Origin of the sequence: Lysinibacillus sp. FSL L8-0312 (genome assembly GCF_038003285.1) — a bacterium.
Taxonomy (GTDB): Bacteria; Bacillota; Bacilli; order Bacillales_A; family Planococcaceae; genus Lysinibacillus; species Lysinibacillus fusiformis_D.
Map to the genome: position 1 here is coordinate 1726864 of NZ_JBBOOV010000001.1, position 22451 is coordinate 1749314.

Annotated in this window: 21 protein-coding genes, 1 riboswitch and 1 other annotated feature; of the genes, 4 read left to right on the top strand and 17 right to left on the bottom strand. The window is 38.0% G+C overall.

The window, feature by feature from the left end:
- Positions 1-10: 10 nt before the first annotated feature.
- The 14 genes from MHI22_RS08820 to recD2 all read right to left on the bottom strand — a co-directional run bounded on the left by MHI22_RS08820 (position 11) and on the right by recD2 (position 15858).
- Positions 11-847: a MetQ/NlpA family ABC transporter substrate-binding protein gene (locus tag MHI22_RS08820; protein ID WP_340811760.1), complete on the bottom strand. Its 837-nt coding sequence runs from the start codon at positions 845-847 to the stop codon at positions 11-13.
- Between the two features lie 13 nt (positions 848-860).
- Complete coding sequence (locus tag MHI22_RS08825) at positions 861-1463, bottom strand: methionine ABC transporter permease (protein ID WP_230593802.1); 603 nt, start codon at positions 1461-1463, stop codon at positions 861-863.
- Positions 1456-2535: a methionine ABC transporter ATP-binding protein gene (locus MHI22_RS08830; RefSeq protein ID WP_338651584.1), complete on the bottom strand. Its 1080-nt coding sequence runs from the start codon at positions 2533-2535 to the stop codon at positions 1456-1458. The genes MHI22_RS08825 and MHI22_RS08830 overlap by 8 nt, the downstream gene beginning before the upstream one ends.
- A gap of 39 nt (positions 2536-2574) precedes the next feature.
- Positions 2575-3384 carry a MetQ/NlpA family ABC transporter substrate-binding protein gene (locus tag MHI22_RS08835; RefSeq protein ID WP_036121966.1) on the bottom strand — a complete coding sequence of 270 codons (810 nt, stop codon included), beginning with the start codon at positions 3382-3384 and terminating at the stop codon, positions 2575-2577.
- A 442-nt stretch (positions 3385-3826) separates the two neighbouring features.
- Positions 3827-4681: an IS3 family transposase gene (locus MHI22_RS08840; protein ID WP_145991300.1), complete on the bottom strand. Its 855-nt coding sequence runs from the start codon at positions 4679-4681 to the stop codon at positions 3827-3829.
- The gene (locus MHI22_RS08845; protein WP_180957783.1) at positions 4666-5172 is read right to left on the bottom strand and encodes a helix-turn-helix domain-containing protein; all 507 of its coding nucleotides are present in this window, start codon (positions 5170-5172) and stop codon (positions 4666-4668) included. Before MHI22_RS08845 ends, MHI22_RS08840 begins: the two co-directional genes overlap by 16 nt.
- 203 nt (positions 5173-5375) lie before the next feature.
- Positions 5376-5903, bottom strand: a complete 528-nt coding sequence (locus tag MHI22_RS08850) for a DUF1292 domain-containing protein (protein WP_036124330.1) — start codon at positions 5901-5903, stop codon at positions 5376-5378.
- 286 nt (positions 5904-6189) lie between these two features.
- Positions 6190-6498, bottom strand: coding sequence for a DUF1292 domain-containing protein (locus tag MHI22_RS08855; protein ID WP_036124332.1), 309 nt, complete (start codon positions 6496-6498; stop codon positions 6190-6192).
- Positions 6499-6517: 19 nt separating this feature from the next.
- On the bottom strand, positions 6518-6934 hold the full coding sequence (gene ruvX, locus MHI22_RS08860; protein ID WP_036124334.1) for a Holliday junction resolvase RuvX: 417 nt from the start codon (positions 6932-6934) through the stop codon (positions 6518-6520).
- A 2-nt stretch (positions 6935-6936) separates the two neighbouring features.
- Positions 6937-7203 carry an IreB family regulatory phosphoprotein gene (locus MHI22_RS08865; protein WP_004226839.1) on the bottom strand — a complete coding sequence of 89 codons (267 nt, stop codon included), beginning with the start codon at positions 7201-7203 and terminating at the stop codon, positions 6937-6939.
- Between the two features lie 156 nt (positions 7204-7359).
- Positions 7360-10020 (bottom strand): alanine--tRNA ligase, encoded by a 2661-nt coding sequence (gene alaS, locus MHI22_RS08870; RefSeq protein WP_271910488.1) that lies wholly within the window; start codon positions 10018-10020, stop codon positions 7360-7362.
- Between the two features lie 114 nt (positions 10021-10134).
- Positions 10135-10352 (bottom strand) — a binding site (T-box leader).
- A 67-nt stretch (positions 10353-10419) separates the two neighbouring features.
- Positions 10420-11385 (bottom strand): magnesium transporter CorA family protein, encoded by a 966-nt coding sequence (locus MHI22_RS08875; RefSeq protein ID WP_036124338.1) that lies wholly within the window; start codon positions 11383-11385, stop codon positions 10420-10422.
- Positions 11386-11632: 247 nt separating this feature from the next.
- A riboswitch (M-box (ykoK) riboswitch) is annotated at positions 11633-11798 on the bottom strand.
- A gap of 56 nt (positions 11799-11854) precedes the next feature.
- The gene (gene hpaB, locus MHI22_RS08880; protein ID WP_036124339.1) at positions 11855-13288 is read right to left on the bottom strand and encodes a 4-hydroxyphenylacetate 3-monooxygenase, oxygenase component; all 1434 of its coding nucleotides are present in this window, start codon (positions 13286-13288) and stop codon (positions 11855-11857) included.
- Between the two features lie 137 nt (positions 13289-13425).
- Positions 13426-15858, bottom strand: coding sequence for an SF1B family DNA helicase RecD2 (gene recD2 / locus MHI22_RS08885; protein ID WP_340811764.1), 2433 nt, complete (start codon positions 15856-15858; stop codon positions 13426-13428).
- 189 nt (positions 15859-16047) lie between these two features.
- On the opposite strand from recD2, the gene hisA reads away from it, so the two are divergent.
- The 4 genes from hisA (at position 16048) to MHI22_RS08905 (ending at position 18808) form a co-directional block, all read left to right on the top strand.
- Positions 16048-16815, top strand: coding sequence for a phosphoribosylformimino-5-aminoimidazole carboxamide ribotide isomerase (hisA, locus tag MHI22_RS08890; RefSeq protein WP_340811765.1), 768 nt, complete (start codon positions 16048-16050; stop codon positions 16813-16815).
- Positions 16812-17099, top strand: a complete 288-nt coding sequence (locus tag MHI22_RS08895; RefSeq protein ID WP_340811767.1) for a hypothetical protein — start codon at positions 16812-16814, stop codon at positions 17097-17099. The genes hisA and MHI22_RS08895 overlap by 4 nt, the downstream gene beginning before the upstream one ends.
- A 433-nt stretch (positions 17100-17532) precedes the next feature.
- On the top strand, positions 17533-18069 hold the full coding sequence (locus MHI22_RS08900; protein WP_340811768.1) for a hypothetical protein: 537 nt from the start codon (positions 17533-17535) through the stop codon (positions 18067-18069).
- A gap of 16 nt (positions 18070-18085) precedes the next feature.
- Positions 18086-18808: a GTP pyrophosphokinase gene (locus MHI22_RS08905; protein WP_036124348.1), complete on the top strand. Its 723-nt coding sequence runs from the start codon at positions 18086-18088 to the stop codon at positions 18806-18808.
- Between the two features lie 143 nt (positions 18809-18951).
- Here MHI22_RS08905 and MHI22_RS08910 read toward each other — a convergent pair whose 3' ends face one another.
- The 3 genes from MHI22_RS08910 to mnmA all read right to left on the bottom strand — a co-directional run bounded on the left by MHI22_RS08910 (position 18952) and on the right by mnmA (position 22423).
- Positions 18952-20394, bottom strand: coding sequence for an MDR family MFS transporter (locus MHI22_RS08910; RefSeq protein WP_036124350.1), 1443 nt, complete (start codon positions 20392-20394; stop codon positions 18952-18954).
- 170 nt (positions 20395-20564) lie between these two features.
- A complete protein-coding gene (locus MHI22_RS08915) occupies positions 20565-21224 on the bottom strand; it encodes a tetratricopeptide repeat protein (RefSeq protein WP_058844059.1) in 660 nt (219 codons plus the stop codon).
- Positions 21225-21298: 74 nt separating this feature from the next.
- Positions 21299-22423 carry a tRNA 2-thiouridine(34) synthase MnmA gene (gene mnmA / locus MHI22_RS08920; protein ID WP_058844058.1) on the bottom strand — a complete coding sequence of 375 codons (1125 nt, stop codon included), beginning with the start codon at positions 22421-22423 and terminating at the stop codon, positions 21299-21301.
- Positions 22424-22451: the final 28 nt, after the last annotated feature.

The following is a 22451-nucleotide window of genomic DNA, read 5'->3' on the forward strand; positions in this document are numbered from 1 at the left end:
ATCACCCTTCCTAATATGAATAGAAATCTTTCCATGTTGCTAATTCATCCAGTGGTAGCTCCACTGGAATATAGTTACCATTTGACACTTCTTTAATAAACTTCCCCGTTTCATCTCGCTGATAAATTTCCACGATTTTCTTCAATATGTCATTATTTTTGTCTTCTGCCTTTGCCACGATAACATTAATAAATGGCTTAGCTGTTTCACTTTCGTGAATGATGGCATCCTTCAATAAAAGACCAGCTTCTACAGCAACTCCATTATTAATAATGGCAAAATCAGCATCCTCCATCACACGTGGCGTTGTTGCACCATCAACAGGCAAAATGATTAAGTTTTTGGGATTATCCTTAATACGGTCTTCTCCACCGTTACCATCAAAATCATCCGTTACTGTTAGTAGTCCATGCTCCTGAAGCAGTAGCAAAGCTCTACCCCAGTTGGAAGGATCATTTGGTACAGCAATTTTTGCGCCTTCTTTTATATCATCTAGCGATTTATATTTGTTTGAATATAAGCCAATTGGTGCCATTATTGTTGTGCCAATTGCCTGTAAATCCGAGTTATTGTTCGTATTAAATAAATTTAAATATGCAACATGTTGAAAAGCATTAATATCTACTTCTCCCTCTGCCAATGCTTGATTTGGGTCATATTGAGCAGAGAATGTTACTAATTCCAAGTTAATACCTTCCTCACTAGCCTGTTCTTTTATATACGCCCATGTTTTCAATTCCGAGCTACGGATACCCACTTTCACAGTATCTTTTTCATCCGCTTCTGCACATGCCATTAGTAACAATAGTAATGTAAAAAATCCTATTAAATATTTCAGTTTTTTCATGCTCACATTCTCCCTAAGACACCCTACGTATTTTTCGTTCAAGACTGTTGCCAATGCTTTGAATAATTTGCACAAGTACAACTAAAATGACCACTGTAACCAAAATCGTTGTATTATCAAAGCGTTGATATCCGTAAGTAATGGCAACATCACCTAAACCACCACCTCCAACAGCTCCAGCCATGGCCGTCGCACCAACAAGCCCAATCGTTGCAGTTGTGACACTTAAGATTAACGATGGGAAGGCTTCAGGTAACAAAAACTTTCGAATAATCTGAAATGGAGAGGCTCCCATTGCTTTAGCTGCTTCAATGATGCCTTCATCCACCTCTAATAATGAATTTTCTATTAATCTTGAAATATATGGTCCAATATGCAAGATTAGCGGCACAATGGCAGCAGTCGTACCAATGGCAGTGCCAACGAGTAATCTTGTGAATGGAATAATTGCAACAAGTAAAATAATGAATGGAATGGAGCGCAATGTATTGACGATCGGATTGACAACCGAGAAGATTAATTTATTTTCAAGAATATGCCCTTTTCTCGTCACAACTAAGATTACCCCTAAAATAAAGCCTAAAATAGCACCAAAAAATAAGGAAATGCTAACCATGTACAGCGTATCTAGAACCGCGTCGATAATGATTTGTGTGCTCACTTTCACGTGCAACAACCTCCTCTATTTGAATATTTTTAGCCTGAATAAAAAGAAATGCTTTTTGTATATCTTTTTCAGAACCAACGAGCTCCACGATTAAATGGCCGAATGGAATTCCTTGTAATTCTGTGATATTGCCGAATAAAACATTGACATCTACAGCAAACTTTTTCGCCACCTGTGAGACAATCGGCTGCCCAACGTCTACTCCTATGAATTTTAAATTGTAAATTTTTTTAGAAGCATCTATACTTTTTAGCTGCTCATAAACAGAAGGTGGAACTTCATCACGAACAACCGATTGGACAAAATTTTTAGTTGTCTCTTCTCTTGGTGAGGAGAAAATTTCAAGTACATTGCCTGTTTCAATAATTCTTCCATTTTCCATGACAGCGACACGATTACAAATATCCCGAATAACCTCCATTTCATGAGTAATCATTAAAATTGTAATACCGTACTCGATATTGACCTTCTTCAGTAAGGCTAAAATCGATTTGGTCGTTTGTGGGTCGAGAGCCGAAGTTGCTTCATCGCATAAAAGGATAGTTGGTTTTGTCACTAATGCTCTTGCAATGCCGACTCTTTGTTTTTGCCCGCCTGATAGCTCATCAATATAGCGATCCGTTTTGTCAGCTAAACCAACAAATGCTAAAACCTCTTTTACTTGACCTTCCAAATTTGATTTTTTTACTCCACTTATGATTAAAGGCATTGCTACATTTTCAAATACTGTTTTAGAATGCAGGAGATTAAAGTGTTGAAAAATCATGCCGATATTTTTCTTCTCCTCTCGAAGCTGCCTTTTAGTGAGCGTGGTTAATTCTTTGCCATTCACAAGTACTTGCCCAGATGTTGGCTCCTCCAGTAAATTTACTGTCCGAATCAGTGTGCTCTTACCAGCACCACTAAAACCGATAACACCAAAAATATCCCCCCTCTGAATTGTTAAATTGATTTTATTTAGAGCCGTTACAGTCGAAGTACCGACCTGGAATTCTTTTGTTGTCTCAATAAACTCAATCATGCACGTCTACCTCCTTAGCATTTATGTGATTGCACAGCTTTAAAATGCTGGGACAACAGCACCTTTATATTGATCTTCAAAGAACGAACGTGCCTTTTCACTTGTTAACCACTTAACAATTGTTTGTATAGCTGGATCATCCTTTTTTTCATTTGTCGAGGCTATTATATTGACATAAGGTGATTCTGAATCTTCTATAATCAGTGCATCCTTCACAGGATTATAGCCCCCTTCTAATGCGTAATTTGTATTGATAGCAGCTGCTTCTACATCATCTAATGAACGAACAAGTAGTGGAGAATCAACACCTATAAATTGAATACTCTTCTCATTTTTCGCAATATCTTCGACTGTATAATCACCTTTCTTCGTTTTATCTAATTCAATCAAACCATTATTTTGAAACAGTAGTAACGCTCTTGAGAAATTGACAACATCATTAGGTACAGCAACCTTTGCATTTTGTGGCAAATCACTAATTTTTTTTATTTTTTTTGAGTACACACCAAATGGCTCAATATGAATTCCTTTTACACTGACTAAATCTAAATGACTTTCTTTATTCGACTGTTCTAAAAAAGGGACATGTTGAAAATAGTTAAAATCCAACTCACCATCTGCCGTTTGTTGGTTCGCTTGCACAGCATCTTTTATAATGGTAATGTCTAGTTTCACTCCATCTTTTTCAATATCTTTTGCTAAATACTCCAATACTTCCGCATGAGGAACATTGGCTGCCCCTACTTTTAATGTTACAATCTCCTCTTTAGTAGCCTCTTCTTTGTTTGTGCAACCAGCCAACAAGCCTATTACCAATGCACCGATAAGCCATTTCCAACCTAGTCTCATCACATTACCTCCTTAGTTAATAAATTTACTTGGTTTAATTTAAAACAAATCTTATCTATTTACTAAGAATTGGTCAATGCTCCTTTTGTTCCATTTATTAAAAAATTCAGAAAATTTAAAGTTAAAATGCATATTTTTTCTCGAAAATTCATTAAATTTAATCGAAAATGCAAAAATTCCATTTGCAGATAGAATATTTTTAGACCCTTGATAGAAAATTTCTATTAATAAAACAAAAACCTCTGAGTGGCTAACAACCACTCAGAGGTTTCATAGTATTGAAAAACAAAACGATTCACAGTATTTTTGTGAAAGGTGAAAATGGATTTCCGTTACAGGCTACTTGCTTTCCTGTGGGCGAGCGCCGAGCCGCTTCCTCTGCTACCGCTCCGTTTAGAGGCTCGCCTGTCTCGCTATGAACTGACCCCAAAAATTTGAACTTTTAAGAAACTCTTCGAAACTCAACTGGACTTTTTCCGTTGAGTTTTATTTTTATCCGTTCATGATTGTAGTAGTGAATATAGTCTACTAACGCTTTTTTGAATGCTTCGTAGTTCTTAAACGTTGTTGCGTATAGAAATTCTGATTTCATAATGCCAAAAAAGCTTTCTATCACGGCATTATCTAAACAATTTCCTTTCCGTGACATACTTTGCTTGATTTCATGTGTTGCCAATAACGCTTTAAAACGTGGTATTTGATATAACCATCCTTGATCAGAATGGACGATTAAGCCACTCTTTTTCGATAACTTTGTATACGTAAACGCCTTCTTAAAAGACTGTTGAACTAACTCAAAATTAGGTGATTTTGATACCTCATACCCAACGATTTCTCGATTGAATAAATCTAATACAGCGGATATATAGATTTTTTGACCGTTTATTTTAAACTCCGTTACATCGGTTACCCATTTCTGATTGGGTGCAGTGGCTTCAAAATCACGTTGGATGACATTCTCTGCGACATAGCCGACTGTCCCTTTATACGAACGGTATTTTTTAGGGCGTACCGTCCCTTTTAAGCCCAATTCTTGCATCAATCGTTGGACCGTTTTATGGTTGATGAAAAACCCTTCATTTCGGAGGGCTAAACAAATACGACGATAGCCATAACGCCCCTTATGGTAATGAAAAAGCGTCTGAATTCGTTCTTTGATCGCCTGATATTTATCTGGTTTTACCCATTTTTGGAGATGATAATAATACGTACTTTTCTTAAGTTTCGCGACTTTTAATAGAGCTTGAAGAGGAAAATCCAACCTTAGCTCATAGACAGCTCTTACTTTTTCTTGGATTTGAAGGCATCCTTTTCTTGAACTAAGGCTTTCAACTTTTTTAAATAGGCATTTTCCATCCGTAAATACTCAATTTCGGCTTTTAACTCATCCGTTGTTTTTCCATTTAAATCGGACGAAGGTGGTTGTTTTTTTGGCATTGATTGGCGCTCCTTTTCTACTTGATAGAGCACCTCACCAGCCGTTGACATCCATTGTTTTTTCCATCTCCGAACGGTTTCACGGGAAGGAATATTAAACTTCGCAGCAGTCTGAAGGAGCGAATCGCCCGTCTCTATCAGGTGTTGAATTACTTTTATTTTAAAAGAATCTTCGTAATTCGTGAACCCTTGAGGACGAATAATTCCTTCGATGCCATGATAGCGATATAATTCAATCCATAATCGAATGTACTGTCGATCCCTCTGTAATCGATTGGCAATCTGATACGTACTTTCTTTTTCTTCAAAGTAAGCTAGAACTGCGGCTAATTTTTGTTCATCAGAAATCACTACCTGCACCCCCTATAGTAGATTTTTAAGTCCAATATTTTGGGTGCAGCTCAGAAGTGGCTCATCGGACACCCCCTGGAAAGGACGCTGGTGGAACGGAAATCAACCCCTCGCCTTGCTAAAGGTTCTTTTTCTGCTATTGACATCACCTTTTTTCAACAACATAAAAAAAACTGTGAGTGGCTAACAACCACTCACAGTTTTTACAATTCGTTTAATACATCCTCAACAAAGGCCCATTCTTCATCCGTTTCAATTGGTAATAATTCTTCTATAGAACCGTCATTTCCAGACAAATATTGAGCTGCAAAAATATCACGTTCTTCCATAGGTTCATCCGTCGCTGGAACATATAAAACATACGATTTACCAAATTGCTCAGATGAAAAAGTATGAATAACCTCACAAATTTGATCTGTTCCATCTTCATTGGTCACAGTAATAAGCTGGGGCTCTGCATCGAATTCATCAAGAAGTGTCAACACTACCTCATTAATCATTTCCCATTCGGCATCCGTTTCAACTGGCTGTAAATTGGCCATTTCACCCGTATTGTCATCATAATCAAAGGTCATCGCTGAAATATCCCCCGGGATTTCTTGCCCCTTGTCATCTACAAGTGAAAATAGCACATAAGACTTGTCCTCTGCATCAAATGTAAAGACCACACGGCATTTTTGCTCTTTGCCACCTTCGACTATTATCGTAAATTCTTGTGTTTCTTCATTCATTTGGGTTCCTCCTTTATACCTTTGCTGTCATTTATTAAGTGGATTTTATTTACCCCCACGCTATTATTGTTGAGTATTTTATTAGCGGGCTCTTGAGTAGTTCCAGTCATTTGATGAGTGCTGTCACCCTACTTTTGAGCGGTTTCTCTCACTTTACGAACGATTTACAACACTCTTGAGCGAAACCCACATGTATCTCCACAATTCAACTACTAGACAGAGGCTCAATAAAAAAGGAACAAGGAATGCAAGCTGCGATCCTTGTTCCAAGCTTTGAGTTAGAAGATTATTCTTCGTTTTCATCCTCTAAAGCATTTAAAACGTCCTCTACCATATCCCACTCTGCTTCAGTTTCGATTGGCGTTAATTCACCATCTTCACCATTTTCAGATGGTACAAATGAAGATACGAAGATTTCAACTGAGCCATCTTCATCTTCTTCTGCGCCTACCATTGAGTAAAACACATATGATTTGCCAAACTCTGGAGATTCATGAACGTGAATCACTTCACAAAGCTGTTCGTTTCCGTTTTCGTCAATCACTGTAATGTGTTGAACATGTAGTTCTTCTTCATGGTTATGCTCGTGTGTCATGCCTAAGTCACCTCATCAATTAATTTTTGCTATCTAAGTAGCCTTGTAAAATCATCACAGCCGCCATTTTATCAATGACCTGCTTGCGCTTTTTGCGACTCACGTCCGCTTCGATTAGCATACGTTCTGCAGCCATCGTCGTTAAACGTTCATCCCATAACTTAACCGGTAGTGAAAATGTTTCTTCCAACAACTTTTTATAGTCCTCAGATGCTTCTCCACGCGGTCCTACCGTATTATTCATGTTTTTCGGATATCCTACAACAAATTCTGTTATAGCATATTCCTTTACTAGCTCGGCGATGCGGTCAATACCGAACTCTCCGTTAGCCTCATCAATTTTTACGGTTTCAATACCTTGGGCAGTCCACCCGAGTGCATCACTAACAGCAACCCCAACAGTTTTCGACCCAACGTCTAATCCCATAATTCTCATTTCTAGTCCTCGTTATTCTTTTTAATATAAAATTTAACAAGCTCCTCTAGAATTTCGTCACGCTCAAGCTTGCGAATTAAATTACGAGCATCCTGATGGCGAGGAATATACGCCGGATCACCAGAAAGTAAGTAACCAACAATCTGATTGATAGGGTTATATCCCTTTTCCTCTAATGAAGAATGTACTTTCAACATTACTTGCTTGACTTCCTGTTCCATTGATTCTTCTGGAAAATTAAATTTCATCGTTTGATCAAATGAACTCATGACCAGCACCTCGCTTTCAGAAATAAGGAGATGTGCAGACAAGCTCATCTCCAATTTCTCTTTATTATAACATGTTTTGGCGTATTATCAATTATACCTCGGCATAATTACGTTCGGAATCAGCCAGAGGCTTTCACTTCTTTTCGTTGAAAGAAGTTAAATGGATTTAATATAATCATACACAGAAACTAATGCTTCTTCAAGTTTTGAGGCATCCTTTGCACCTGCCATCGCCATATCTGGGCGACCGCCACCTTTACCGCCACAAGCTTCTGCAACCATTTTCACAATATTCCCCGCATGGTAATTACCACCAACTAATTCTTTGGAAACCCCAGCGCATAACATAACTTTTTCGCCATCAACCGCTCCAAGAACAATAACTGCTTTTGGCATTTTCACTTTTAAGTCGTCCATCATTTGACGCAGTTGATTATTATCCTTCGCCTCTACTTTTGTCGATAGAACTGTCACATCACCAATTGTTTGTGCTGCATCAACGATAGCTCCTGCCTGTGCATTTGCGATTTTTTGGGATAAGGCTTCATTTTCTCGTTGTAACTCTTTATAGTCAGCCTGCAATGCCTGCACTTTTGTCACGATATCTTTAGGGTTTGCTTTTAATAATGCTGCTGCCTCATTTAATAAAGCTTCTTCCTCTTTTACTGCTTCATAGGCAACCTTACCTGTCACAGCTTCAATACGGCGAGTACCTGCACCAATACCACCTTCTGAAACAATTTTGAAGAAGCCAATTTCAGAAGAACGTTTGACATGGATACCACCACATAACTCAATCGAATAATCTCCTATTGATACGACACGAACTACATCGCCATATTTTTCACCGAACAATGCCATTGCACCCATCGCTTTCGCTTCGTCAATGCCTTTTTCTTCAATAACGACCTCTATATCATCCCACACTTTCTCATTTACAATACGCTCGATTTGCTGTAATTCTTCTTTTGTAACTTGACCAAAATGAGAGAAGTCAAAACGTAATCGGTCAGGACCTACATATGAACCAGCTTGATTAACATGATCGCCTAGCACATCTTTTAATGCACGTTGCATAATATGTGTCGCTGTATGGTTTTTAATAATTAAATTACGGTCATCACGATTGACCACTGCTTGCACTGCATCTTCTACATGCATTTCACCAGATTCAACTACTACTGTATGAAGCGGTTGACCATTCGGTGCTTTTTGAACATCTTTTACGATAGCCGTAAAACGATCATTTGAAATGGTACCGCTATCAGCAATTTGACCACCCATTTCTGCATAGAATGGTGTCTTCGCTAAAATAACGAATGCTTCTTGTCCTTCAGAAGCAACTTTTGCTACTTGACCATTGACGATCATTGCAGCGATTTCAGTAGAAACCGTTAACGTATCATAGCCAACAAATTCACTTGCAACTGTTAAGTTTGCTAATACTTCATTTTGTACTTGCATAGAATCAACATCTTGACGAGCTGCACGAGCACGTTCACGCTGTTCTTCCATCGCTGCCTCGAAGCCCTCATGATCAACCTTCATGCCCACTTCTTCTGCATATTCCTCTGTTAATTCGATTGGGAAGCCATACGTATCGTATAAACGGAAGGCATCTGCACCAGGAATATAATCGTGGCCAGCTGTTTTTTGCGATTCCACTACTGCATTAAAGATTGCTAAACCACCGTCCAATGTTTCATGGAAACGAATTTCTTCATTTTTAATGACACGTTGAATAAATTCACATTTCTCCGTTACTTCTGGATAGAAGTCTTCCATGATTTTCCCTACAGTTGGTACCAGTTCAAACATAAATGGCTTCTCAATGCCAATTTGTTTAGCATAACGAACAGCACGGCGTAATAAACGACGCAATACATAACCACGTCCTTCGTTTGAAGGAAGAGCACCATCGCCAATGGCAAAAGCTACTGTACGAATATGGTCTGCAATAACTTTAAACGGTGTATTAATATCCTCTTCTGAGCCGAAAATTTCATTTAAATCTACTTCGCTAGGACGCTTATATTTACGGTTGGCAAATTCCTCGATTTTTTCAATGATTGGCATGAATAAATCTGTATCGAAGTTTGTTGGTACATTTTGAACAACAGATACAATACGCTCTAAGCCCATACCTGTATCAATATTTTGCTTTGGTAGGGGTGTGTATGTACCATCAGGATTATGGTTGAATTGCGAGAACACAAGGTTCCAAATTTCGAGATAACGTTCGTTCTCCCCACCTGGATACATTTCAGGATCATTTTCATCTGAGCCATATTCTACACCACGATCATAAAAAATCTCTGAGTTAGGACCAGATGGACCTTCTCCAATATCCCAGAAGTTTCCTTCTAAACGGATTAAACGCTCTTCAGGAATACCGATTTCTTGATGCCAAACATCATATGCTTCCTGATCTTCAGGGTGAATTGTGATAGATAATAACGCTGGATCAAAGCCCATCCATTTTTTATCCGTTAAAAACTCCCAAGCATAATGGATTGCTTCTTTTTTGAAGTAGTCACCAATGGAGAAGTTTCCTAACATTTCAAAGAATGTATGGTGACGAGCTGTTTTCCCAACGTTCTCAATATCATTGGTACGAATCGATTTTTGTGCATTCGTAATACGTGGATTGTCAGGAATAACACGACCATCAAAATATGGTTTAAGAGTGGCAACACCTGAGTTAATCCATAGTAGTGATGGGTCATTTATTGGCACAAGTGGCGCTGATGGCTCATGATGATGTCCCTTTTCTTTAAAAAATTCCAAATACATACGGCGAATATCTACTGCTTTCATTGGATAAATTCCTCCTATTTTATATTGTAAAATCACGATAAGAATCCTGCGATCTACATGAATTACACTTTGGAGAGTACTATCGAAGAAAATAAAAAAAGCCCTCATCCCCAAAAAAGGGACGAGGACTTGTCATTTGTCTCGCGGTACCACCCTAGTTGTAAGTAAAAAATGCTTACTTACCTCTTTAGCACTTGTAACGTCAGTGAACGGCAGGGATTAGCTGCACTCTGGAGTAGCTTTCGGCATTTGCTGTCGTGAGGATTTTTCCAGCCTAGAAATCCCTTTCTTGTACACGCACAAATACGTACTTTTTCCATCATCGTTTTTACTTTTTCTAACGAAATTATAAAAAAAATCTATTGTGCTGTCAATTAGTACTACTATGACTAATGCTATCTAAGCAATCATTTTTTTAAAATATACCCACATACCCCAAGTAAAGAGCACTAGAAAAGCACTGATTGCAATCGTTGCAATAGGTGAATCCTGATAAGGTAACGGCACATTCATACCAAAAAAGCTAGTGATCACAGATAATGGTAACATTATTGTAGAAATAACTGTTAGTAAATTCAGCTTTTCAATGGATTTACCACTATTAATTGAAAAATATGTGTCGAGCGTACTGTTAACTAAATCGCGGTATGTCTCTGTAGAGTCAACAATACGTTCTAGATGGTCATTTAAATCTTTATAGAACGGGATATTTTCTTCCTGTATCTCAAATTTCCACTGACCATTGATTGTTGAAAAAATTCTTCTTTGCGGCATGATGGCCTGGCGAATTAAAATAATGGCCCGCTTTAGTGCAAGAAATTCCTCAGTCACTACTTTAGGTTGATACTCATAAATTTCTTCTTCTAGTTCATCTATGCGAGTTCGAATTCGCTCTAATACTGGAAAATATTCATCTGTAATGCCATCTATAATGGTATGCAATAAAAAATCAGTACCCTTTTCCATATATTCGGAACGATTAACACAAACATTTTCCATGTGACCTAGCCATTGCAATTTCCGTTTGTGTACAGTGACAACATAGTTTGGACCCATAAAAATATTGAGCTCAACGGTTGTAATTTCATTATTACTTTTTTCATTATAAATGGGTGCATGGAAAACAAAAAATTTATAATCGCCATAATTGTCCATTTTCGGACGGGAGCCTTCATGTAAGCAATCTTCAACTGCTAATGGATGAAAGCCAAATACATCTGCTATATTATTCAATTCATTATAACTATACGCATATAAATCTACCCATAATAAATCTTCATTATGAATAGGTAGTTGTAAATCCTTCATGTTGAAATCATGTTGGACTGTCTTGTTGCTGCTATTAAAATAGTGGATTTTAATCATTGCACTTCACCTCATGTTTTGTTATTGAGGGAAACAAAAGGTCATCCTTTATCGCCTTTTGTCTGCGTTGGTGATCCGAAATGGATGCCTTTTATTTGTTTCCGTTTGCCTAGAATGATACTTATTCGGTTCAGGACTACTATCCATTTCTCATCACCTTCCTTTCATAACAAAAACACGCCTTCTACGAATGAAGGCGTGTTGAATACACATATCAAAAAAGAGCAATAAAAAATCGTTGCATGCGTGTTACCTTCAAACGTTGAGTTTTAGCACTATGCGGCATAGGAATATGTCCAGCTACGTTAAAAAACACCTTATTTCGATGATTTCTGTTGACCCATTGGCGTCTCTCGACATTTTTGGGTAGTAGCGTATCTCCAGCATAGGAGCCTCACCTAACGAAGGGATGTTATTCTTTTATTCCTATAAATCATAGCGGATTGAATTCAAACTGTCAAACTGTAAATCATTCATTTTTCAAAAAGTCTTCTACTCTTTGCACGAATTGGTCCCGTTTATACGATTGATAGAGCAGGCTAGATAAACGCACTGGATCACCAAAGAAAAAGCGTTCATACAGTGTTTGCCTTGTGCCAAAACTACTCATTGTTAAATCCCAAGCTAAACGAAATTTTTTCACTCGCTCTTCGCCTTTATCTTGGAATGATTGCAAATAGTGATCAAGATCTCCTTCATCTGCTGCAAATGCTTTGGCACTTGGTATGGACATTAAGCCGCTTGCCCCAAGTTGTTGGATGATTTCCGTAAAAGTCGGATATACTCTCGGGAAAATTTGAATGGCTACTTGCAAAGTTGAGAGGTCTGGTCGAAGAAAGCCGAACATATCTCGCTGTGCATCTATTTCTGATTTTACGAGCATTGCCTTCATCGTTTCTAGTGTCACAATTACATCCACTACTTTTTGTTGTACATGTTGGTAATCACCGATATTAATGGTGTCCACAATCGACTGCACAACACCTAATACAAATTCAGTCTTCGCAATTTGCCGAGAAAGTACTTGATGTAAACTGTATGCTTGGAAGCCACTAACATTCATAAATTGATTGGCAACATCTACATTTTCGTAATAAAAAACCCGTTCCCAAGGGACAACTACATCATCAAAAACAACAATCGCATCCATTTCTTCAAAACGAGAGCTTAATGGATAATCAAATGAGGAATCTCCACCTACAAAAGATTGGCGACATAAAAACTTTAAGCCCTTTGTATTACTCGGTATCGAAAAGCCGAAACCTTTTCCTTCATCATAACCATTTGTTGATAAAACGAGCAGTTCATCCGTTATGCCGCCCTGTGTTGCTAGTAATCTCGCCCCTTTAATGATTAAACCTTCACTCGTCTTGTCAATAATTTTGGCAGCAATCGTCACTTCTTCATCCTCATAGTAATAGCGCTTACGGTTTACCTGTGGTTCGATAAAGGTATGGGTCATAGTAATATCATTCTCACGAGCATACTCATAAAACTTCAGTAAATGCTCTGGAAAACAATTTGGCTTATCTTTTAAAAAGTCTGACGCTGAAGCTAAGGCCATTAAGGTCGTATTCATATAATCTGGGCTTCTCCCCATAAAACCATGGGAAGATAATGCCCATTCCCTTGCCGCATGGCGCCTTTTCACAAGATCTTCTGGCGTCATTACTTGAAGAAAAGACATGCCAACTCTCTGCTTGCTAGTTGGCGATTCATAGGTCATTTTTTCAAGAAGAGCCCCTTGATGTTGTAAGTCAAAAAGTTTTGCTTGACTCTGCATAATTCCCTTAAATGCAGGATGTTCTGACACCTTTCCTGTCACGACTTCCCCATCAATCGAAATATACGTTTTTAAAGCATCTATACGTTCAATATACTGTTGCCCTGTCATTATTGGCATGCTGTCACCCCTATACATTCCCTATGTTTTTGTACTCACCTAGTATATGAAATGTCCAAATATTAGGTGACGATGGGCTAAATAGAAAAGCCCGACTAGACAGTCTAATCGGGCATATACAGCAAATAGTAATTATTTTAGTCATTTAAAAAATCATAAGGGGAGATATCATTCATCCCAATCATTGGATGAATATATGGTGCTGTTTCTACTGTTAGCTTTTGTGCTATGGAGACAGGATTGTTCAACTCCTGCTCCTCTATTGACATAGCCTCCACTTCCACAATTTCTTCATTGATATCCATCGGATTAAGTCTTGCACGTAAAGAAGTGAAACGCTGTAGGTCATCTGTACGCTGTAAGCCATCTGAAAGTACATCCGGTTCACCACATAAAATCAAAAAGTTTTTAGCACGAGTAATCCCTGTGTATAAGAGATTACGCCGTAGCATTTTTGAATATCCTCTGACAACTGGCATAATAACTGTTTGAAACTCAGAGCCTTGAGATTTATGAATAGAGCAGCAATAGGCTAGTGTCAATTGGTTCAAATCACTGCGTTGATAGGTTACCTCGATACCATCAAAGGATACGATCAGTAAGTCCTGTTTTTCGATCGTTTCTTTTGCTTTAATAATACTGATGACCTCTCCCATATCCCCGTTAAAAACATTGCTCTCAGGTTGATTGACCAACTGAAGTACTTTATCTTTTATGCGATAAGTCACATCACCAAAGACCAGCTCTTTTCTTGTTCCCGTATCATTTGGATTAATGAGCTCTTGAATCCTTTTATTTAAATTATCAATACCAGCCGTACCTTTATACATGGGTGCTAGCACCTGAATATTGCGAATTTCCTGTCCTTTGGCTACTGCACTTTTGACAACCTGCGTGACAACATTGGCAACTTGATCGGCTGAAGCCTTTATAAACGAACGATCAGATGTTTTAGCTGTTAAATCATTTGGAATCGTTCCCTTTTTAATTTGATGGGCAAGCTCAATAATTGTAGAGCCCTCTGCTTGTCGATAAACATCTGTTAATTCAACAGTTGGCAGTTGCTTTGATGCTAATAAATCCTTTAACACCTGTCCTGGCCCTACTGGTGGAAGCTGGTCCTGGTCCCCTACAAAAACAACCTGGACATCTTCATGTAAAGCTTTTAATAACTGATGGGCAAGCCATGTATCCACCATAGACATTTCATCCACAATGATGAGCTTTCCTGTTACCTCACGCTCTGTTTCTTCCTCTTTTTCTTGCCCTGTAAAGCCAAGTAGACGATGAATGGTCATTGCAGGAAGCTCAGTTGATTCAGCTAACCGCTTGGCAGCACGTCCAGTTGGTGCACAAAGGATGATAGGAAATGGTTCTTCTTTTTGAGCATATTCTTTTGGATTTAATGATAAACCATGTAGCTTTGCATAAACTTCAACCACTCCACGTACAACCGTTGTTTTCCCAGTACCCGGTCCACCTGTCAAAATCATGACGGCTGAATTTAAAGCCTGTTCAATAGCATTTGCTTGTGTCTCAGCGTAGGTGACATTGAGTAGCTCCTCTGTTTCTCCAATGGCTTTTCTAATTTCGTCCTTACTAAAATGCTCAGCCTTATTATTTCGCTCAATGAGCGATACGATTTTAGAGGCAATCCCTACTTCAGAAAAATAAAGGGATGGTAAATATAATCTAGTTTCTTCACCACAAATTTTACCTTCTTCACGTAGCTCAATACAGGCTTTAGAAATGTCCTCAAACGGGATCTCCTGCCGCTGACTTTGTTGAAGCATATCCTTTACAAGCGGTAGGACATGCTCCGCATCTAAATAGACGTGTCCATCTGATAAAGCAGCTGTATTTAACACATGAAATATCGCTGCTTTGACACGATCAGGATGTTTACCAGTAATTCCTAGTTTAGCCCCTAATTCGTCAGCCCGAAAGAAACCAACGCCTTCAACATCTTCGATCAAGCGATATGGATTTTCAGTTAGTAATTCTATGGCTTCAGTTCGATAGGTTTGATAGATTTTCATACCGAGCTGTGGACCAAAGCCCCACTCATTCAGTTGAATCATCACACGTTCTAGGCCTAGATTTTGTTCGATGGTGCGATGAATAACTTCTTTTTTTTCAGTGGATAAGCGTGGAACGGCGTCAAGTGCACTAGGATCTTCTAAAATAACACGAAGAGCATTAGCCCCTAGTTTTTCTACAATCGTTTCAGCCGTTTTTTTCCCAATTCCTACAAATAAGTCACTAGATAAATAATGAATAATCCCTTGCTCAGTTGCAGGAACCTCTTTCGTAAATGTCTCGATTTGAAATTGAGCACCATATTTAGGATGCTGTTTTAAGATACCCGTAAAACGATATTGTTCATCCATTTGTAATGGTGGAAAATAACCAACAACGATAATTTCTTTATCTTCATATTGTAAGTTCGTCTCTTGTATTTTCACACGTACAATCGAATACATATTTTGTGCATTATGAAAGATAGAGACGATTGGACGTCCGAGTATAAAAAATTTATTGAGTTCAAATAAATCTAGATGATCGGTCATGTTCGGTCCGTCCTTTCTTATTGTCTTCAATCTTTTTATTTTACCATAGCCTCATCAAAATATCGTAGATAAAAATGTATTCTCTACTTTATTTTTACATTATTGCGACAAATGACAATTCTCTGCCTTTATCTCTTATTCCATGCTATGATAAATAAGAATTAGTCGCACGGAAGGATTGTGAAGTTAGTGGAATTTAGACCTTGCATCGATTTACATGAAGGCAAAGTAAAACAAATTGTAGGAAGTACTTTGGGTTATGCAAATCAAGCTGTCGTAGAAAATTTTATTTCTACACATGACGCTAGCTACTATGCACAAATGTTTGCAAAAGATCGCCTAACAGGTGGACATGTTATCATGCTTGGTTCTGGGAATGAAGAAGCCGCCTTAGCCGCTTTAGCAGCCTATCCTCAGGGCTTACAAATTGGTGGCGGCATCACGGCTGATAATGCACAAAAATATATTGAAGCAGGCGCTTCGCATATTATCGTGACATCCTATATTTTTCATGATGGACAGCTAGACCTAGCACGTTTAAAGCGTTTAAACCAACTGATAGGTAAAGAACGTCTAGTCATTGATCTTAGCTGCAAGATGCGTGATGGAAAGTGGTTTGTCATGACAGATAAATGGACTACATATAGTCACTTCGAAGTCAATGCAGCATCTATTGCCTATCTAGAAGATTTTTGTGATGAACTTTTAATTCATGCCGTCGATGTTGAAGGAAAAAAGGGGGGAATGCAGGAAAGCCTAGTAAGGGATTTGGCTGCCTGGACTTCTATTCCTACTACCTATGCAGGTGGTGTTCGTTCGCTGGAGGATTTAGAAAAATTTAATCAATTAGCCAACGGAAAATTGCATGTAACCATTGGCAGTGCCCTCTCTATTTTTGGTGGGAAGTTACCTTATACAGATGTAGTAAACTATTGTGAAAGAGGTGGGATCTTGTGAAGCTAATTTATAAAGATTATGTTTTTCCATTTCAAGAAACAAATTTAGAGAGAATCATAGATGGTAAATATTTTAAAGTAAATAAAAAAGATCATTCTCTTGTGATTCACGTGCAACTGGACAACGAACAAATGTTACTAGAGTTTTCAAAATCATTAAAGGCAACTTGTGGCTTGTTACGCGATCAAGAAACAGAGCCGTATATCGGAACATATATTGATTTACAGGTTTTTGTCGATGAGTTTAATAAGCGCTATAACTTAAATGCTGAAATTATTACTTAAACCGAAGGGGCACTAGCTCCTTTTTTTCATTTTCTCACCTCCGTCTCCTCTATTCCTTTCAACAATTTCTGAAACCTTTTGTTTGTCATATGAGTTATATATTGTATAGCATTACGTATAAGGGGGTCACATGACTAAACTCCATATTAAACATATACTACCTTATTTTTTTATGCTTCCCGCACTTCTTATAGGAACGATCGCTATGATCTTCTACGGTGTAGACATAAGTATTTGGATACAAAATATATTCATCTGGATGTTAGGCGTTTGTTTTTGCTATGTCATTTTAAATAAAACACCCCTAATAGAACTACATAAGAACCCTCTTTTGGTCACATCTATTTTAACTATTTTACTTATTCTGCCCTTTTGGTTTAATGGCTTAGAGGGTGTCCACCGATGGGTAACTTTGGGTCCATTCAATTTTTATATGGCCAGTATTATTTTACCTATGCTCATTGTTTATTTGTGGAGGCTATCAAAAAGTAATTATTTACCATATGTTATAGGATTCATGATTCTCATAGGTGGTATTTTATTATTGCAACCAGATGCAGGGCAAATTACTGCTTTTGCTTGTGCCTCCACCATTATTTTATGGCGAGCTATAGAAAACCCTAAATGGCAGTATATTACGCTAATCATACTAACCCTATATGTCTTTACATCCTGGATTTACATCGATCATTTAGCTCCTGTACCATATGTAGAGCAAATAATATTTTTAGTAGCAGATATGGGAAGTATGTTACTTATTTTAGGAGTTGGAGCCCTTCTATTGTTAGTCTATCCATTCTTTATCACATGGAAAAAAGATATATTAGGACTCTATTTCTTGATGACAATTCTTGTCACTTTCTTTGGCCATTTTCCAATGCCTATTATGGGCTATGGAATTTCACCCATTATTGGCTATCTCATTGCGATGACAGCCACACAGAAAATAAAAATGGCACAAACCAACTAGAAAGGATTTACAAACTATGAAAACTGGACTAGAGGTAAACTCTTTAAAAACATTCCAAACTGAATTAACACGTTTCTTTTTAGCCTACAAATTTGCTCTACAGGAAGTAGAAACGAAAATAAATATATTGCAAGAAGAATTTAAGTTGATTCATGAATACAATCCAATTGAGCATATTTCCACTCGTGTAAAATCACCGAAAAGTATTTTAGCGAAGATGATGAAAAAAGAGCTTCCCCCATCCATGGAGGCTGTTCGTGAAAATATTCGTGATATAGCAGGCGCTCGCATCACCTGCTCTTTCGTGGAAGATATTTACAAGGTTAGTGCCATGTTACAGGCACAGCATGACATTGAGGTTGTTGAAGTGAAGGATTATATTGCTTATCCAAAAGAAAATGGCTACCAAAGCTTACATCTCATTATTAAAATTCCTATCTTTATGTCAGACCATATGGAAAAGGTTTACACAGAGATCCAAATTCGTACAATAGCAATGGATTTTTGGGCAAGCTTGGAGCACAAAATTTATTATAAGTATAACAAAGATGTACCCGAGCATATTCGTATTGAATTAAAAGAAGCCGCACTACAAGCAGCCGAATTAGATCGAAAAATGGAGCGTTTGAATAAAGAGATCAATATTTTAAAAGAAAATGAAGCAGAGCCATCATTACTAGACAGTACCCCTATTTCACATTTAGCGAAATACTTAACAGAACTACCTAACAATCAATGACACTCCGTTGTCATTATGACCAAAACTAAATGAACATAAAAATCCACCTAGCTTTCGGTGAGAAAAGCAAAAGACCCAATTGTCCAATGTTCTTTTTCACAGAGAGTGAGGTGGATTTTTACAGTTTTAAAGCTTTGTAACGATTATGCCTGCTCCTTGGATTTCGTCGCTACAAAGAAGGAGAAAATAAGGGCACAAATGGCAAAAACAAAGGTAGCGACATAAACATAGCTTACGCCATTCGCAATAGTTTCTTTTAAAAAGCTTACTTCTTCTAGACTAAAGCCACCTCTTGCAAATTCACCATTTAATTGAATTTCACCTTTTCCTAATGAAGCCATTTTTTCACTCGTTGCTAAGTTAAAAATCATCCCAAATAGTGCTGCCCCAATCGCTTGACTAAATGTATTTGTAAAGGAGTTTAAACCAATTGAGATGCCAAGCTGCTTCGGATTTGCCACCTTTTGAATGGAAATCATCAACATTGGCATGATAAAGCCCATTCCTAGCCCAACTAATGATGAAGCGAAATAAGCGCTGAAATCGCTAGAACCTGAAGATAGTCTTGCCAGTAAGAGAGTACCCGTAACCAGTAAAATTGTCCCCATTTGAATAATTCTTTTATTCGTTAAACGCCCGATTAAATAACCTGCCATAATGGAGTTTACCGTCCAGAAAATAGACATCGGTGTTAATAATAAGCCTGCTTGTGTTGCATTTTTACCAAGAACACTTTGGGCAAATATCGGAATATAAACCGTTACACCAATCACAATAGACATCCCGCTTAATGTTAAGGCATTTATGACCATTAGTCGCCCATTTTTAAACAGTGCTAACGGAATAATTGGCTCTTCAGCTCGTAATTCCACCCAAATAAAAATACCAAGGAAGACAACCGCAATTAGATACATTAGCAATGATTGACCTGATAACCAAGCCTGCGTTTTACTGTTTTCGATAATCACAAATAACAACGCCACCATGCCAATTGTAAATAGTACAGCACCTAGGTAGTCAATTTTACGCTTCACCGCTTCTATTTGCTCTTTATAATGTTTCGCAATTAAATAAATAGATGCTAAACCAAATGGTACATTAATGAAAAAAATAAAGTGCCATGACACTTGGTCTACAATAAAACCTCCAAATAATGGACCAACTACGCCAGACACGCCCCATACCATACTTAAATAGCTTTGTCCTTTGGCACGCGCTTTTTCAGTCTTATACAACTCCCCAACCATTGTTAATGTGATGGGTAAAATTGAACCTGCACCAATACCTTGGATTGCACGAAAGACAATTAATTGCTCCATCGATTGGGCTAAACCACATAACATCGAGCCTACTAAAAAAATAATAATCCCTGTAATAATCATCCGCTTGCGTCCAAATAAATCAGCTAGCTTGCCAAAAATAATCGCAGCAATAGCAGAGGCTAGTAAATAAGCGGAATAAATCCAGCTAATTAAGTCTACGCCTAATAAATCAGCTGTAATACTTGGAATAGCCGTACTTACAATTGTTCCTTCAATTGCGGCAAGTGCTGTTACAAGTAATAGTGCAATAAATACTTTATTCATCCTGTCACCTTTTCCTTTCCTGCATAACAAACATTACCAAGTTTGAACGAAAAATAAAAGAGGAAGGAATTCATTTGCTGAAAAATAATAAATGAGATTTATAGATTGCTTTGCATTTTGATAGAAAAAAGCAGCAAGTTCATCAATTGACACTTGCTGCTAATCACCTATCAGTTAAATCGTTGGGCAATCATATCATATATATATCGTGCTTGGTCATATTCAGGTTGTAATGTAAAGGCTTGTTTCAAATGATACATTGCATCTTCCGTTTGTTCTGTGGAAACGGCATAGAGCACGCCTAAATTATAATGTGCATCTGCATTATTCCAATCCTGCTCGATTAAGAGATCCAGTTCCCTCTTCCCTTCCTCAAACATTTCTAGCGCACATAGCACAATCGCATAGGTTAAACGAATTTGTGTATCTTCTGGCGCAATTTCTACGGCACGTTGTAAATAGGGCAATGCCAGTTTTGAGTTCTCCATACGCTCAAAGCATTTCCCCATCATATAATAAACATCTGCCCCTTCAATCTGATGTTTAAGTGCTTGTTCATACAGTTTTGCAGCTTCCGCATAGCGTTCCGCATTATAATATAAATTGGCTAAACCGTAATAAGCTGTCGCTGCAGTTTCATCTACAGTAATCGCCTTTTGGAAGAAACGTTCTGCACGTTCTGTATCCTCTAACACAGCTAACAAATTGCCGAAATTCACATAACCAATGGCATTTTCGGGCTCTGCTTCAATTGCTTTTGTAAATAGTTGGGCAGCATCCTCATAACGTTTTTCTTGAAATGCTTGAATGCCCTGTTCATTATAATTCATTTGTTCTTCACCTCTATGTAGCGAAAGACTGCTTCTAGAAAGCCAAGAGGCAGTAAGAGCAGTCTTAACGCAAGTTATCCAACATATGTTAGTTTTTCATTACTTTTAAAGACTTCGTCAATCGTACCGCCACCCATACATTCATCACCATTGTACAGCACTACGGCTTGTCCTGGTGTAATCGCACGTACAGGCTCTGCAAATGTAATGTGTGCACGACCATCTGGTAAAATTTCTACTTCTACTGGTGTATCTGTTTGACGATAGCGGAATTTCGCTGTGCAAGAAAATTTCCCAGGCAATTTTTTTGTCGAAGTATAGTTCATTTTCACAGCAGTCAATGATGTAGAGTATGAAAACTCATTGTCAAAGCCTTGTCCAACAAGTAACACATTACGCTCTAAATCTTTCCCTAGCACAAACCAAGGTTCACCGTCTCCACCAATACCAAGACCATGTCGTTGCCCAAGTGTATAGTACATTAAACCATCATGTTGTCCCATCACAACGCCATCCATTGTTTCCATTTTGCCAGGTTGAGCTGGTAAATATTGACTCAAAAACTCCTTGAAGTTACGTTCTCCGATAAAACAAATTCCTGTTGAATCCTTTTTCTTAGCAGTGGCAAGTCCAGCTTCCTCTGCAATTTTACGCACTTCTTTCTTCTCAATATCGCCAATTGGGAACATCACATGGGCTAATTGCTCCTGTGATAGTTGATTTAAAAAGTATGTTTGATCTTTGTTATCATCAACGCCACGTAACATTTTCACTTCACCATCAACACTTCGATCAATACGTGCATAGTGTCCTGTCGCTAAGTAATCGGCGCCTAAGTTCATGGCATGCTCCAAAAATGCTTTAAATTTAATTTCTTTATTGCACATCACGTCAGGGTTTGGTGTACGCCCTGCTTTATATTCTTCTAAAAAGTATGTGAAAACTTTATCCCAATATTGTTTCTCGAAATTGACAGCATAGTATGGGATACCGATTTGATTGCACACTTTAATCACATCATCATAATCTTCAGTCGCTGTACAAACACCGTTTTCATCCGTATCATCCCAGTTTTTCATGAAGATCCCGATTACTTCATACCCTTGTTGTTTTAACAAGTATGCAGCCACCGATGAATCTACCCCACCTGACATGCCGACGACAACGCGAATTTGTGAGGGGTCACGTGTTTCTTTCATTGTGGTCACCTTTTCTTTTATCTAATTA